Consider the following 16,018-nt stretch of genomic DNA (forward strand, 5'->3'; position numbering starts at 1 on the left):
CCTCCCGGTTTTTTTCAAACTGCTTCCCCATTTTGCTGTTTATATTCCTGCCAGTATTGCTGCAGTCTGTAGTTACAGTCCTTAGATTTTGGCGGCAGGCCGTTGAACAGGATGCCGCAGATATCCGCATCCACCTGCTCTAACAGTGTCACCGCCGACTTTTCCCGGCTCATATGGCTGACGCCGGCCCGCACCACCAGAAGATAGGCGGTGACTTCATGGGACAATAGCAGGGCATCCGTCACAATTCCTACCGGCGGCAGATCAATAATGATGCAGTCGTACCGGCTACGCAACGTCGTAAGCAGCTCCTTCATCCGCTCTCCGCCCAACAGTTCGGAAGGATTCGGTGGATTTTCTCCTCCCACCAGCACATCCAGATTCTGCCGGTATTCCACGATCTGCGGTGTCTCCCGCAATCCCGCCAGATACTGGCTCAGTCCAAGTCTGCCCCGGAGCTTTAGCAGAGATGCCACCGACATATTCCGCATGTCTCCGTCGATGAGCAATACTTTTTTACCCAGCTGTGCGTAACTGATGGCGATGTTGACACTGTTCAAAGTCTTGCCTTCATCCTTATCCGCACTGGTGACGGCATAGACCGGACAACGTTCTCCTTTTCCCGTGAACAGCAGGTTTGCCCGGATGGTATTATAGGATTCCTTCACGGCAAAGGAGCTGTTCTCCCCCAATACCAACACGGGCTTACTCTTCCGGTCCGGCGCCTGGATCTGCGGAATATCTCCCAGCACCGGAATCCGGAATGCCAGCTTCAGTTCGTACCGCCTGCGGATCGTGGTATCCATCAGTCCTGCCAGCAGAAACAATACAAAGGATGCCCCAAAGCATCCGGCAAAGCCCACCAGTGCATATTTGACCAGACTGGTGGAACTGTAGGGTGCTTCCGGCAGTGTGGCATAATCGATCACCTCAATGCCACCGGACTTCACGATCCGGCCGATCTCCTTCGGAGCCACCCTGCCGATAGCATTGGCCAGCTCCAGGGCCCGGTAAGGATCGCTGTCATAAGTGTAGACATAGAACACTGCCGTGTTTTCCACCACACTGGTACCGATTCTTCCCGACAAAGCTTCCGTTCCGTAATCCAGCCCGGCTTCCTCCAGCACCTTCTGAAGGATCGTGTTACTCTTCAGGATTAATATGTAACTCTGTACCAGATTCTTGGCCTGGGTAAATTCGGAATTTGAGATATTGACCGAAGAATCATACACGTAGTCCGGATCACTGTATACATAGAAGGATACCTCCGCCCGGTAAAGTGTACTGTTGGTCAGATATGCATAAGCGCCTCCTGCCATTCCTCCCAGTACCCCCAGGATCATAATGTATGCAATCCTTTTTTGCAGGATCCACAGGATCTTCTCCAGATGAAAATTATTCAAGATCGTTTCCAACATTGTCCTCTCCTTTTCGACAAATTCTGCTTTTCCCTAAAATGAAAATATCCACCAGGGAATTCCCTGATGGATATCTTACGCCGGACATTGGCCTGTCCGTTTTCTTCTTATGTAAACCGTATAAATAATACGTTCCATATATGCAGCCACGCCTCCACTCATACACTCCGGAAGCATTTCCGTATATAAAGACGGCGCTAAGAAGCGGAATGGCTCAATATTTCTTTTCTTTTTTTTAAGTGCCTGTTATGATATAATGAGCGTAAGAGAGCCAACATGCTTGCATGATTGGCGAACGGCGAAGTTGATCATGATAGTTGCGAAGCAACGTTAAGCACCGAAGGTGCGAATCATGATATAATAAGCGCAAGAGAGCCAACATGCTTGCATGATTGGCGAACGGCGAAGTATTTTCCCGATGTACACCTCACCACCAGCGCAATCAAAGGAGTGAACCTATATGATACAGAAAAAGAAATTCGTAAAAACCTTCCGTAACACCAAAACCGTGCAGTTAATTCTTCTTCTGCTGTTGGAAACCGCCTATGTTCTGGTCCTGACTCTGAACCCTGCACTGGGCACAAAGCTTTTCGAAGACCGGACTCTGTTTATCTTATGCACACTTTCCTGGATCCTTGCATTATTTAATCTGATATGGTTATTATACGATTTCTATAAATTACGCACTTTTGCCGAAGAAAGCCATGCTCTGAACCGTGCGGCCTTCCTGGATCATCTGACCGGTATCCCCAACCGGCACGGTCTGGATGTGGTCTTTGAGACCTACGATTCACCGGAATCTCTGGCCCACGTAGCATGCTATATGGTCACCATCACCAATCTGAAGGAGATCAACCAGACTATGGGACATGTGGTAGGCGACCAGATGTTAAAAGATTTCTCCGGCATTCTGGAGAGCGTTGGCGATGCCTTCGGTGTAGTGGGACGTAACGGCGGTAATGAATTCCTCATGATCGTCAACCACGGTTCCCATGACACCATGGAATATTTCATCGAAAGTCTGAACCAGCAGTTAAAAGAATACAACGAGGAGCACAGTAACGCTCCCATTCAGATCCAATACGCATATATTTTAAATGAAGAAGCACATGCAGAGTATTTCTCCACTCTGCTTACAGAGACATACAATAAGCTCCACGCTTAAGGAACCCGTTAACCAAGCAGTGAGACGAACGCATGAAAGACATGAACATTCCTTACATTGCCGGTCTTGTGATCCGTGCCCAGCACAGCGACTCGGATGCCTTCGCGGAATTGTATGCTCTTACCTATAATAAAGTATACAACTACACCAGGCATTATCTGAGAGATGACTTTCTCGCTCAGGACGCTATGCAGGAGGTCTACATACTGGCTCTGAAAAACATTGGAAAACTGAATGATCCCACGGTTTTTATCGCCTGGCTGAACCGCATCTGCTTCCACGTCTGCTATGACATGACCCAGAAGAACCGACCGCAGAACGACTGCCAGGTCTTGAGCCAGGAGATTCTGGATATTGTCCAGGATCCCCACCTGGACACCAATCCGGAACTGCACTACCAGCAGAAGGATGAATACTCCCGGCTGACGGACGCCTTAGAGCAGCTTCCTTTCAATGAGAAGCAGGTCCTGATCATGCGCTACTATAACGACATGAAGCTCGAAGAGATCGCTGCAGCCATGGAGATCAGCCGCAGCAGCGTCAAACGCTACATTGCCTCCGGACAGGAACATTTGAAAGAAAGTATGAAAGGATAACAGAATGATGTTTTTTCATAAAAAAAACAGATATGAACTGGACATGACAACTGCCAACAATGCTTTGCAGAATATCCTGTCCAGTTGCAACCAGCCGGTCAATACGATCCCTTTTGACAAGCTGGTGCTTCGCAAAAAAGTGAATGCCGCCTCCTACAACCGGCTGATCGTTGCCACGACACTGATCTTCGTTCTGACCTTTTTGTCGCCGCTCGCCATCGTTCCTCTCTCTGAGATGACTGAAAAACTGTTGGCCCCCACACCTGCGGTGCTTACACTGGATTATGTGGAAAATAATATTTTAAGTCTGAAGTTCACCGGTGACAACATTCTTTACGAGGAGGCTTTTATGGAGACTGTGTCCGGGGAGATCATCGAACCGCTCTCTGTGGATTCCTCCAAGGGTGTGATCAATTTTCCGTTTTTGTCCGAGGAAGCCAATATTTATGTCCCCGTCAAAAACGGTGAGACTCTCCACCTGCTTTTTACTCCCGATAATGTAACGGGCCTGGAACAATAACAACAGGATGTAACGATTTTTATGCGGATGCCAAAATTATCTGCGCGACTGCGCATTTTGCTAATTACATATTCCATGACAATCGGCTTATGTGCCTGCGGATCCGGCTCTGACAATCTGCCTGTGGATGCCCCCGTCGCAGACACTTACGGCGAACCATCACAATCCTCCGCAGTTCCTTCTTCTGCGGATACGAATATCAGCTCTGCGGATGCCTCTTCTCCTGAAACGGAAGCCGTAACTGACGCAGAGCCTCTCCGGGATGCCACGCCTGTCTGTCTTGTGCCCCGGGCCGACGGAACAGCAACAGCTTCCAATGATGTGGCTGTCATTGACTATTCTCATATGTCTGACGGCTATGTCTGTGCCAATTACACCGGCACCTGTCCCAAGGTCAAACTGCGCATTACCGGGCCGGATACCGTTGTCTATACTTACGATCTGCACGGTGGCGGCTATGAGACTTTCCCCTTGTCTTCCGGAGACGGATATTATGACGTGACGATCTATGAAAATATCTCCGGTACCAATTATGCCACCTGCCTGTATGCAGACCTCGATGTACAGATTACGGATGCATTCAGCCCTTTTCTCTACCCCAACCAGTACGTGAATTTTACTGCGGACAGCAAAGTGGTAGCCAAGGGACAGGAACTTGCCGAGGGTGCTTCCTCGGATCTGGAAGTGATCACCCGGATCTATGATTATATTACCCAGAATATTACTTACGACTACGACAAAGCCTCCGATCCTCCTACGGGCTATACCTCCGATGTGGATGCCATTCTTGCTTCCGGCACCGGTATCTGTCTGGATTATGCCGCGGTAATGGCAAGCATGCTGCGAAGCCAGCGGATCCCGACCCGGCTGGAGGTCGGCTATGCCCAGGATGCCTACCATGCCTGGATCAGTGTCTACACCGATGATACCGGATGGCTGAACGGCATCATAGAATTTGACGGCAATGTCTGGACCCTGGTGGATCCTACGTTCGGTGCCAACACGGATGACAAGACTCTGAAAAAGTTCATCGGTGACGGCAGTAATTATATCCTGCAGAAAATGTATTAGTGAAAGGGAACAAAACGCCATGAAGACCACAGAGAAAAAACTACTTTCTAATGAAGAGATCGCTTCTTTTTGCAGTCAGGCTGCCATGCTGTTTCAGGCAGGCATTCCGCCCGTGGAGGGCATGGCCATCCTGCAAAGTGATGCCCAGTCTCCCGAAGGCAAGGCGATCTTCGAGGAGATCCTTACCGTATGCCGACAGGGAGAAAGCTTTCACAAAGCACTGGAAGCCACCAAGGTCTTCCCCGATTACTGCCTGCATATGATCGCTCTGGGTGAAGAATCCGGTAATCTCGATGTGTGTATGAGCTCTCTGGCGGATTATTATGAAAAAGAGGATGCCATCGCAGGCAGTATCCGGGATGCTGTAACATATCCCTTTATCATGATCGCCATGATGGCCGCTGTCATCGTGGTACTGGTCAGCCGCGTCATGCCGATCTTCGAGCAGGTCTATATAGAGCTGGGCAGTGAGATGACCGGGTTTGCTGCATCACTTTTGCGTCTCGGCAACCATCTGAACCGGTATTCCTTTATTTTCGTAAGTATTCTGTGCATATTGTTGTTACTGTACCTTTTTGCTACCAGAACCCAGACCGGCAAACGTGTCACCGCCCGGTTCCTGAACTGGTTCCCCCTCACCAGACGTTTTTATGAAAGTGTGGCCTGCGAACGTTTTGCCAGCGGTATGGCACTGACCTTAAGCAGCGGTATGGATACCTATTCCAGCCTGGATATGGTGGCCGCTCTGGTAGGCAACGAGAAAATGAAACAGAAGATTCTGAGCTGTAAGGAAGCCATTAATGCCGGTGCCAATTTTGCCGAAGCTCTGACCGGTGCCGGCATTTTCAACCACCTGTATTCCCAGATGGTATCTGTCGGTTTTCGCAGCGGTAACGTAGATGTGGTTCTCAAAAAAATAGCGGATCGTTATGAGGAAAATACCAACCGCAGACTACAATCCATCATTGCCATTCTGGAGCCGACCCTTGTCATTATTCTGTCGGTGATCGTGGGCTTGATCCTGTTATCGGTCATCCTGCCTCTTATGGGTATTATGACCAGCATCGGATAGGAGTACGATACTATGAACCGTTTTGAGCAAAAAAGTATGTCCCTCGGGCGTAAGCTGATCTATTTACTTCCCATTCTGGCCTTTGTGATATTGTTTGTTCTTTTTCTGCGGGGCATCGGCTCCGTCGGTGAATCTACTCTGAGCAAGCAGCAGGAAAGTCTGGAAACCGCATTGGAACACAGCATTTCCCAGTGCTATGCCGTAGAAGGCTGTTATCCTCCTTCTCTGGAATATCTGGAGCAGCATTACGGACTGTTGTATGACGAGGACAGCTTCTTCATTGACTATGAATATTATGGCAGCAACCTTCTTCCGGAAGTCACTGTACTTCGCCGGACCGGTGCTCACTAAAGGAGTTTCTGACATATGAACAATAGAAATCATCAGAAGCAGGAAAAACATTTTATTGTGGATATCTTGTTCGTTCTGGCGTTGTTCGGTGTATTCGCTGTCTCCGCACTTGCCCTTGTTACCATCGGAGCAGATGTATACCAGCACACTGTAGAAGATATGGGCGTCAATTACGAAAGCCGGACGGCGGTGTCTTATATCATGGAAAAGGTGCGGCAGAACGATACCGCTGACAGTATTTTCCTGACCGATCTGGAAAATGTTCCGGCGCTCTGCATGCTTTCCGAAATTGACGAAGAAACCTACTGTACTTACCTCTATCTGTATGACGGACATTTAAAAGAACTTTTTATGCGGGAAGGAGCTTCTCTCGGCGGACAGGTATTGCCTGCCGGTACGGATATTATGGACTTGCAGGAGTTCTCCTTATCCTATGCGTCGGACGATCTGATCCGGATATCCCTGAGAACCGCCTCCGGAGAGGACCATACTTTTTATATCCACGTGCACTGTAATACTACCACAGAATAGAAACCGAACAGAAAGGATTCCGAACTTATTATGAAACATTCCAGATCCAGTTTATTTTTAATGGAAATGATCATAGCGATCCTGTTTTTTTCACTGGCCAGTGCCGTCTGTATCCAGTTGTTTGCCCGCTCACATCTTTTGAGCACACAGACGGTAAACCAGAATCATGCTGTCATTCAGGCACAGAATCTGGCAGAGTCCTATCTCTCTCTGGAGGGCAATGTGGCTGCCATGCAGGATTTGTTCTCCCCATCGGAGCTGACCGATGAAAACACTCTCCGCCTTGCCTTTGACAGCAGCTGGACTCTGTGCACTGCCGAAGATAACGCCGGCTTTTATGCAGAACTAAAAAGCACTCCGGCAGAAGAGACCGGAATCATGAAAGGCGAGATCACCGTCTATGATGTATCTACACCGGAATCTCCCATTTACACACTCTCTGTCATGCATCACACCGCAGAAAGGAGGGGATCCCATGAATAATTCCTCCAGAAAAAAACAATTCGGCATGAATATCGGATCCGCCTCGATCCTTCTGGTATTCGTGATCCTCTGCCTGGTGTCTTTTGCCGTACTGTCCATCGTCAGTGCCAACGCTGATAGCAAACTCAGCGCCCGTGTGCTGGAACGTACCACCGCTTATTATGCCGCCTGCAATCAGGCAGAACAATCCCTGGCAGGTATGGATAAGACGTTGCAACGCATGTATGCATCCAGTGACAGCGAAGAAGCCTATTTTGTGGCGGTAGGTCACGGAAAATCTTACGTGATTCCAATCTCCGACTTACAGACCCTGCAGGTGACCATTGAGATCCTCTATCCGGAATCTGATGAAGATACCTTTTACCGGATCACTGCCTGGCAGGTTCTGAATACAGAAGAATTGCAATAATTGTTCCGATTCTAAAAGGCTCCCCGGGAAAATCCCGGAGAGCCTTTCTTAATAAAGTCTTTTTATTTTACTGATTATCAGCGTCTGTTCCCACTTCCACAGTTTCTGCTTCTGTGTTCACATCTTCATTCAGTTCTGCACCTTCTGCATCCAGTTCGCTTCCGTCGCTCAGGTTCAGTTCTGCATCGTCACCGTACATATCACCACCGAAGTCAATGGTCTCTACGGTATCGGTGCTCAGTCTGGTATTGCGATATCTCTTCATACCGGTTCCTACAGGAATCAGCTTACCGATGATAACGTTCTCCTTCAGACCGATCAGATTATCTACCTTACCCTTGATGGCAGCTTCTGTCAGGACCTTGGTGGTCTCCTGGAAGGATGCTGCAGACAGGAAGGACTCGGTTGCCAGTGCTGCCTTGGTAATACCCAGGATAATACGCTTACCTTCTGCAGGCTCCTTGCCTTCAGCGGTCAGCTTCTCGTTCATTTCTTCGAAATCCAGAACATCTACCAGAGTTCCGGGCAGGAACTCGGTATCGCCGTTATTCTCGATACGAACCTTCTTCAGCATCTGACGTACCAGGACTTCGATATGCTTATCTGCGATATCTACACCCTGCAGACGATATACACGCTGTACTTCACGAAGCATGTAATCCTGTACGGCACGGATACCCTTGATCTTCAACAGATCGTGAGGGTTTACACTACCTTCGGTCAGTTCATCACCGGCCTCCAGTACCTGGCCGTCGATAACCTTGATACGGGAACCGTAAGGAATCAGATATGCCTTGGATTCACCGGTCTCTTCGTTGGTAATTACCACTTCACGCTTCTTCTTGGTATCACGGATCTCAGCCTTGCCGCCAAATTCAGCAATGATTGCAAGTCCCTTAGGCTTTCTGGCCTCGAACAACTCCTCGACACGGGGAAGACCCTGAGTGATATCGTCACCTGCGACACCACCACTGTGGAAGGTTCTCATGGTCAGCTGGGTACCGGGCTCACCGATAGACTGTGCAGCGATGATACCAACTGCTTCACCTACCTGTACGGCTTCACCGGTTGCCATGTTGGCACCGTAACATTTTGCACAGATACCAACGTGTGAACGGCAGGTCAGGATCGTACGGATCTTCACTTCCTCAATGGGCTCACCCTGTGCATTGACACCAACACTTAAGATCTTGGCAGCACGGCTGGGGGTGATCATGTGGTTGTGCTTAACGATCAACTGTCCGTCTTTATCATAAATATCCTCGCAGGAATATCTTCCTGTGATTCTGTCTTTCAGGCCTTCAATGGTCTCTTTGCCATCCATGAATGCCTTGACTACCATACCAGGGATCTCAGCCTGACCCTCACAGCAGTCTACTTCACGGATAGAAAGTTCCTGAGATACGTCAACCATTCGTCTGGTCAGATAACCGGAGTCTGCGGTACGCAGAGCGGTATCGGACATACCTTTTCGTGCACCATGTGCGGACATGAAGTATTCCAGTACGTCCAGACCTTCACGGAAGTTTGACTTAATGGGCAGCTCGATGGTTCTACCTGTAGTATCAGCCATCAGTCCACGCATACCTGCCAGCTGTTTGATCTGCTGACTGGAACCACGCGCACCGGAGTCTGCCATCATGAAAATGTTGTTGTATTTATCCAGACCGGACAGCAGTACGTCGGTCAGCTCTTTATCGGTCTCGTTCCAGGTCTCTACAACGGCACGATAACGCTCTTCCTCGGTGATCAGACCACGTCTGAAGTTGCTTGCGATCTTGTCTACGGTAGCCTGTGCAGCTGCCAGCATTTCACCCTTCTTCTCAGGGACGGTCATATCGGAAATGGATACGGTCATAGCAGCTCTGGTAGAGTACTTGTAACCGATAGCCTTAACATCATCCAGTACCTCTGCGGTCTTGGATGCTCCGTGGGTATTGATGACCTTCTCCAGGATCTGCTTCAACTGCTTCTTACCTACGTGGAAGTCTACTTCCAGCTTCAGGAAGTTCTCGGGATCGCTTCTGTCTACGAATCCCAGATCCTGAGGCAGGATCTCATTGAAGATGAAACGTCCCAGAGTGGACTCTACCGTACCGGTAATGGTCTCGCCCTCTGCATTTACCTTGTGCATACGCACATGGATGCGGGAATGTAAGGTCAGCGCCTGGTTCTCATATGCCAGGATTGCTTCGTTTACGCTCTTGAAATACTTACCTTCACCGATCGCACCGGGTCTCTCCTGGGTCAGATAGTAGATACCAAGTACCATATCCTGGGAAGGAACGGCTACGGGTCCACCATCGGAAGGCTTCAGTAAGTTGTTGGGAGACAGCAGCAGGAAACGACACTCTGCCTGTGCCTCCTGGGACAGAGGAAGATGTACAGCCATCTGGTCTCCATCGAAGTCCGCGTTGAATGCGGTACATACCAGGGGATGCAGCTTGATTGCCTTACCTTCTACCAGGATCGGCTCAAATGCCTGAATGCCCAGTCTGTGCAGTGTCGGCGCACGGTTCAGCATAACAGGATGTTCCTTGATAACCTCTTCCAGCACATCCCATACCTGTGTATCCAGCTTTTCTACCAGCTTCTTCGCATTCTTGATGTTCTGGCTGATTCCCTTGGCTACCAGTTCTTTCATTACGAAAGGCTTGAACAGTTCGATTGCCATTTCCTTCGGCAGACCACACTGATAGATCTTCAGTTCCGGTCCAACGACGATAACGGAACGTCCGGAGTAGTCTACACGCTTACCTAACAGGTTCTGGCGGAAACGACCGGTCTTACCCTTTAACATATCGGACAGAGACTTCAGTGCTCTGTTACCGGGGCCGGTAACAGGACGTCCGCGTCTGCCGTTATCGATCAGAGCATCTACCGCTTCCTGCAACATTCTCTTCTCGTTACGAACAATGATATCAGGAGCACCAAGCTCTAACAGTCTCTTCAGACGGTTATTACGGTTGATGATCCTTCTGTACAGATCATTCAGATCGGAGGTAGCAAAACGTCCGCCATCCAGCTGTACCATAGGACGCAGATCGGGAGGAATGACAGGAACCACATCCATGATCATCCACTCCGGCTTATTACCGGACTCACGGAAAGCTTCTACAACTTCCAGTCTCTTAATGATACGTGCACGCTTCTGACCGGAGGATTCCTTCAGACCGGTCTTCAGCTCTACTGCCTCTTTTTCCAGGTCAATGGCCTGCAGCAGCTCTTTGATAGCCTCTGCACCCATGCCTACACGGAACTTGTTGCCCCAGGTCTCTCTTGCATCCTGATATTCCTTCTCGGACAGCACTGCCTTGTATTCAAGGTTCGTGGTTCCCGGATCCAGAACGATATAGGAAGCGAAGTACAGAACCTTCTCCAGGATTCTGGGAGACAGATCCAGGATCAGGCCCATACGGCTGGGGATACCTTTGAAATACCAGATATGGGATACGGGAGCTGCAAGCTCGATATGTCCCATACGCTCTCTACGTACGCTGGCTTTGGTAACTTCTACACCACAACGGTCGCAGACAACGCCCTTATATCTGATCTTTTTATATTTACCGCAATGACATTCCCAGTCTTTGCTGGGTCCGAAGATTCTCTCACAGAACAGACCGTCTCTTTCGGGCTTCAGTGTTCTATAGTTGATCGTCTCGGGCTTTAATACCTCACCATGGGACCACTCCCGGATTTTCTCCGGGGAAGCTAATCCAATCTTGATGGCATCAAATGTCATAGGCTGATAGGTTGTTTCATTTTTTGTTTCTGACATTAATGGCACTCCCTTCTATACAAAGCATTAAAATTCATCATCACTGCCGTCAAAGCTATCATCGGTGTAATCATCGTCAACGTAATCGTCGTCCTCAGAGTTCACCAGCTCACCATTGTCATCAAATTCCTGTGACTGATAGCCCATCTCGCCAAGGGAGCTCTTGTCGTAATCGTCATCGTACTTACGATCACCTTCCATCTCATAACGGTAATCGGTATCGCCGTAATCGACAGTCTCCATGATCTCAACCTCGGTCTGATCCTCACGCAGCACTCTGACATCCAGACCCAGTGCCTGCAGTTCCTTTAACAGAACCTTGAAGGACTCGGGGATACCGGGCTCAGGGATATTGTCTCCCTTGATGATTGCTTCGTAAGTCTTCACACGTCCGATCACATCATCGGACTTCACAGTCAGAATCTCCTGCAGGGTGTAGGATGCGCCATACGCCTCCAGAGCCCATACTTCCATCTCTCCGAAACGCTGGCCGCCGAACTGGGCTTTACCACCCAGAGGCTGCTGTGTTACCAGGGAGTACGGTCCGGTAGAACGCGCATGGATCTTATCATCTACCAGATGATGCAGTTTCAGGTAATGCATGTGTCCGATCGTTACAGGGCCATCAAAGTATTCACCGGTTCTACCGTCACGAAGACGCACCTTACCGTCTCTGGAAATGGGAACACCCTTCCATACTCCTCTGTGATCTCTGTTCTCAGACAGATACTGCATAACCTCAGGAAGAAGCTCTTCACCATGCTTGCTGGTAAAGGTCTCTCCTGCCCAGGGCTTACCGTCTGCGGTAGTTTCCTGTCCCTTTTCTTTCCACTCTGCACTTTCTGCATCGTCGAAAGGAAGGTTTACATAATCGTTGGCAAGATCCAACGTATCCATAATATCTTTCTCGTTCGCACCATCGAAGACAGGTGTTGCCACATTGAATCCCAGAGCCTTGGCAGCCAGGGAAAGGTGGATCTCCAGGACCTGTCCGATATTCATACGGGAAGGCACGCCCAGAGGGTTCAGCACGATGTCCAAAGGACGTCCGTTGGGCAGATAAGGCATATCTTCTACAGGAAGCACGCGGGAAACGACACCCTTGTTACCATGACGGCCTGCCATCTTATCGCCTACGGAGATTTTTCTCTTCTGTGCGATATAAATGCGGACTGCCTGATTTACTCCGGGTGCCAGCTCATCGCTGTTCTCACGGGTAAATACCTTGGCATCCACTACAATACCATATTCGCCATGAGGTACCTTTAAGGAGGTATCTCTTACTTCTCTTGCCTTCTCACCGAAGATGGCACGCAGCAGTCTCTCTTCTGCGGTCAGTTCAGTCTCTCCCTTAGGAGTAACCTTACCTACCAGAATATCACCGGCACGAACCTCTGCGCCGATACGAATGATACCTCTGTCATCCAGATCCTTCAGTGCATCGTCACCGACACCGGGAACATCACGGGTGATCTCTTCCGGTCCCAGCTTGGTGTCACGGGCTTCTGCCTCATACTCCTCGATATGAACGGAAGTATAAACATCGTCACGTACCAGTCTCTCACTTAGCAGAACCGCATCCTCGTAGTTGTAACCTTCCCAGGTCATGAAACCGATCAGAGGGTTCTTACCCAGTGCCAGCTCACCCTGAGAGGTGGAAGGACCGTCTGCAATGACCTGACCTGCCGCTACATGGTCACCCTTGAATACGATAGGCTTCTGGTTGTAGCAGTTGGACTGGTTACTGCGGGAGAACTTGGTCAGATGGATCTCTGCCTTTTCTCCGTCATCATAAGCAATGCGAATGATCTTGGAAGATACATAGGTAATGGTTCCGGGCTTCTTGGCCACTACGCAGACACCGGAGTCAACCGCTGTCTTTACTTCCATACCGGTACCAACCACAGGAGCCTCAGTGCTTAACAGAGGCACAGCCTGACGCTGCATGTTGGATCCCATCAGCGCACGGTTCGCATCATCGTTCTGCAGGAAAGGAATCAGTGCAGTAGCCACAGAGAATACCATTCTCGGGGATACATCCATGTAATCAAACATTTCCTTAGGATATTCCTGTGTCTCATCCAGATAACGTCCGGAAACAGATTTTCTCACGAAATGTCCCTCTGCATCCAGTGCTTCGTTTGCCTGTGCCACATGGTAATTATCCTCTTCGTCCGCAGTCATGTAGACTACTTCATCGGTAACGCGGGGGTTCTTAGGATCGGACTTGTCGATCTTGCGATAAGGAGCCTCTACGAAACCATATTCATTAATTCTTGCATAGCTTGCAAGAGAGTTGATCAGACCGATGTTAGGACCTTCGGGTGTCTCGATAGGGCACATTCTTCCATAATGGGAGTAATGTACATCTCGAACCTCGAATCCGGCACGGTCTCTGGACAGACCGCCGGGGCCCAGTGCAGACAGACGTCTCTTGTGGGTCAGCTCACCCAGAGGGTTATTCTGATCCATGAACTGAGACAGCTGGGAAGATCCGAAGAACTCCTTCACTGCAGCGGTTACAGGCTTGATATTGATCAGAGACTGGGGAGAAATATCCTCAGCATCATGTGTTGTCATACGCTCACGTACCACTCTCTCCATTCTGGACAGACCGATACGATACTGGTTCTGCAGCAGCTCACCTACTGCGCGGATACGTCTGTTGCCCAGATGGTCGATATCATCATCGTTGCCCAGGCCATACTCCAGATGCATATTATAGTTGATGGAAGCCAGGATATCTTCCTTGGTAATATGCTTGGGTACCAGTTCATGTACGTTCTTCTTGATTGCTTCTGCCAGCTTCTCGGGATCATCGCCGAACTCTTCCAGGATCTGGGCCAGAACCGGATAGTATACCAGTTCATGGATACCGAAATCCTTGGGATTGCAATCTACATAGTGGGTCAGATCTACCATCAGATTAGACAGTACTTTTACAGTTCTCTCTTCGGTCTGGATATATACGAAGGGAACTGCGCTGTTCTGGATGGTATCTGCCAGCTCTGCGGTCACCTTGTCTCCTGCGGATGCGATCACTTCACCGGTGGAAGGATCCACTACATCTGCAGCCAGGATCTGATGACGGATACGATTCTTCAGAGCTAACTTCTTATTGAATTTATATCTGCCGACTTTGGCTAAATCATATCTTCTGGGGTCGAAGAACATAGCATTGATCAGGCTCTCAGCGCTCTCAACGCTTAAAGGCTCACCGGGACGGATCTTTTTGTATAACTCTAACAGACCCTCCTGATAATTCTCAGCAGTGTCCTTGGTAAAGCTTGCCTCGATCTTGGGCTCGTCACCGAAGAGTTCACGGATCTCATCATTGGTACCGATACCCAGGGCTCTGATCAGTACGGTAATGGGAACCTTACGGGTTCTGTCCACACGTACATAGAAGACATCGTTAGAGTCGGTCTCATACTCCAGCCATGCACCACGGTTCGGGATCACGGTACAGGAGAAGAGCTTCTTACCGATCTTATCATGTCCGATTCCGTAGTAGATACCGGGAGAACGAACCAACTGGCTGACGATAACACGTTCTGCGCCATTGATTACGAAAGTACCGGTCTCAGTCATCAGCGGAAGATCACCCATGAAGATCTCATGCTCACTGATTTCTTCCTTCTCCTTGTTATAAAGGCGAACCTTAACCTTAAGAGGTGCTGCAAAGGTAGCATCTCTCTCTTTACACTCTTCGATAGAATACTTCACGTCGTCCCTGCAGAGTTCAAAATCCACAAATTCCAGACTCAAGGAACCGCTGTAGTCAGCGATCGGAGAGATGTCGTCAAAGACTTCCTTCAAGCCTTCGTCTAAAAACCACTGATAGGAGTCCTTCTGGACCTCGATCAGATTGGGCATCTCTAAAACCTCTTCTTGTCTTGAATAACTCATACGCATAACCTTGGTACCGGCAATCGGACGTATTCTGTTCTTTTCCATTGACATTTCACCCCGTTCTTTCAGATTTAAAGCCTATTTTGCGTCGGCAACAATGCAGTATATATAAACGCCAGTTTTTTGGCATGACAAATAAGCATGGTACCGCACAATAGTGCACTATCCATAATAGCACAATGTTAGAAATACGTCAAGGAAATATTTTGAATTATTTAAAAAGAATAGATATTTTTAAAAATTAATAACTGACAGATGCGAATAAGAAAAACCATGCGCCGGCAGGTGCCGGCACATGGTCCGTCATATACTGGTTAAAAATTACTTCAGAGTAACCTTTGCGCCAACTTCCTCAAGCTTCTTCTTGATGTCCTCAGCCTCTTCCTTAGAAGCGCCTTCCTTAACAACCTTAGGAGCTCCGTCAACTACGTCCTTAGCTTCCTTCAGGCCCAGACCGGTTACTTCACGAACAACCTTGATAACCTTAACCTTCTCAGCGCCAACCTCGGTCAGCTCTACGTCGAACTCAGTCTTCTCTTCTGCTGCTTCAGCAGGGCCAGCTGCTGCTACAACAACGCCAGCTGCTGCAGATACGCCGAACTCCTCCTCGCAAGCCTTTACGAGATCATTTAACTCTAATACAGATAACTCTTTGATAGCATCGATTAATTCCTGTGCTGTTAATTTAGCCATTTTAATTTCCTCCATTTGA

13 protein-coding genes are annotated in these 16,018 nt (G+C 49.0%); 9 read left to right on the top strand and 4 right to left on the bottom strand.

The genetic code is table 11. The features are described from left to right. Positions 1–14 precede the first annotated feature (14 nt). Positions 15–1,418, bottom strand: coding sequence for a polysaccharide biosynthesis tyrosine autokinase (locus DWZ61_RS09705; protein WP_117465595.1), 1,404 nt, complete (start codon positions 1,416–1,418; stop codon positions 15–17). Between the two features lie 460 nt (positions 1,419–1,878). Here DWZ61_RS09705 and DWZ61_RS09710 point away from each other — a divergent pair, with 460 nt between their 5' ends. The 9 genes from DWZ61_RS09710 to DWZ61_RS09750 are packed head-to-tail and all read left to right on the top strand — an operon-like array spanning position 1,879 to position 7,616. Next, positions 1,879–2,583: a GGDEF domain-containing protein gene (locus tag DWZ61_RS09710; RefSeq protein WP_117465596.1), complete on the top strand. Its 705-nt coding sequence runs from the start codon at positions 1,879–1,881 to the stop codon at positions 2,581–2,583. 32 nt (positions 2,584–2,615) lie between these two features. Further along, complete coding sequence (locus DWZ61_RS09715; RefSeq protein ID WP_117568853.1) at positions 2,616–3,179, top strand: sigma-70 family RNA polymerase sigma factor; 564 nt, start codon at positions 2,616–2,618, stop codon at positions 3,177–3,179. A gap of 4 nt (positions 3,180–3,183) precedes the next feature. Further along, positions 3,184–3,699 carry a hypothetical protein gene (locus DWZ61_RS09720; RefSeq protein WP_118503859.1) on the top strand — a complete coding sequence of 172 codons (516 nt, stop codon included), beginning with the start codon at positions 3,184–3,186 and terminating at the stop codon, positions 3,697–3,699. A 57-nt stretch (positions 3,700–3,756) separates the two neighbouring features. Then, positions 3,757–4,770 carry a transglutaminase-like domain-containing protein gene (locus tag DWZ61_RS09725; protein WP_172594796.1) on the top strand — a complete coding sequence of 338 codons (1,014 nt, stop codon included), beginning with the start codon at positions 3,757–3,759 and terminating at the stop codon, positions 4,768–4,770. Positions 4,771–4,789: 19 nt separating this feature from the next. Further along, positions 4,790–5,842: a type II secretion system F family protein gene (locus DWZ61_RS09730; RefSeq protein WP_118538257.1), complete on the top strand. Its 1,053-nt coding sequence runs from the start codon at positions 4,790–4,792 to the stop codon at positions 5,840–5,842. A gap of 12 nt (positions 5,843–5,854) precedes the next feature. Continuing rightward, positions 5,855–6,193, top strand: a complete 339-nt coding sequence (locus tag DWZ61_RS09735; protein ID WP_118538259.1) for a hypothetical protein — start codon at positions 5,855–5,857, stop codon at positions 6,191–6,193. A 15-nt stretch (positions 6,194–6,208) separates the two neighbouring features. Beyond that, on the top strand, positions 6,209–6,724 hold the full coding sequence (locus DWZ61_RS09740; RefSeq protein WP_022312356.1) for a DUF4860 domain-containing protein: 516 nt from the start codon (positions 6,209–6,211) through the stop codon (positions 6,722–6,724). A 30-nt stretch (positions 6,725–6,754) separates the two neighbouring features. After that, positions 6,755–7,207: a hypothetical protein gene (locus DWZ61_RS09745; protein ID WP_118538261.1), complete on the top strand. Its 453-nt coding sequence runs from the start codon at positions 6,755–6,757 to the stop codon at positions 7,205–7,207. Beyond that, the gene (locus DWZ61_RS09750; protein ID WP_022312354.1) at positions 7,200–7,616 is read left to right on the top strand and encodes a hypothetical protein; all 417 of its coding nucleotides are present in this window, start codon (positions 7,200–7,202) and stop codon (positions 7,614–7,616) included. Before DWZ61_RS09745 ends, DWZ61_RS09750 begins: the two co-directional genes overlap by 8 nt. Positions 7,617–7,683: 67 nt before the next feature. Here DWZ61_RS09750 and rpoC read toward each other — a convergent pair whose 3' ends face one another. From rpoC to rplL, 3 genes are all read right to left on the bottom strand, one after another. Continuing rightward, positions 7,684–11,394, bottom strand: coding sequence for a DNA-directed RNA polymerase subunit beta' (gene rpoC, locus DWZ61_RS09755; protein WP_118538263.1), 3,711 nt, complete (start codon positions 11,392–11,394; stop codon positions 7,684–7,686). A 27-nt stretch (positions 11,395–11,421) separates the two neighbouring features. Continuing rightward, the gene (locus DWZ61_RS09760) at positions 11,422–15,351 is read right to left on the bottom strand and encodes a DNA-directed RNA polymerase subunit beta (protein ID WP_118503849.1); all 3,930 of its coding nucleotides are present in this window, start codon (positions 15,349–15,351) and stop codon (positions 11,422–11,424) included. Between the two features lie 276 nt (positions 15,352–15,627). Next, positions 15,628–15,999 carry a 50S ribosomal protein L7/L12 gene (rplL, locus tag DWZ61_RS09765; protein WP_022153710.1) on the bottom strand — a complete coding sequence of 124 codons (372 nt, stop codon included), beginning with the start codon at positions 15,997–15,999 and terminating at the stop codon, positions 15,628–15,630. Positions 16,000–16,018 lie beyond the last annotated feature (19 nt).

This window comes from Clostridium sp. AF34-10BH, from assembly GCF_003478095.1.
In the GTDB taxonomy this organism is placed as follows: domain Bacteria; phylum Bacillota; class Clostridia; order Lachnospirales; family Lachnospiraceae; genus Acetatifactor; species Acetatifactor acetigignens.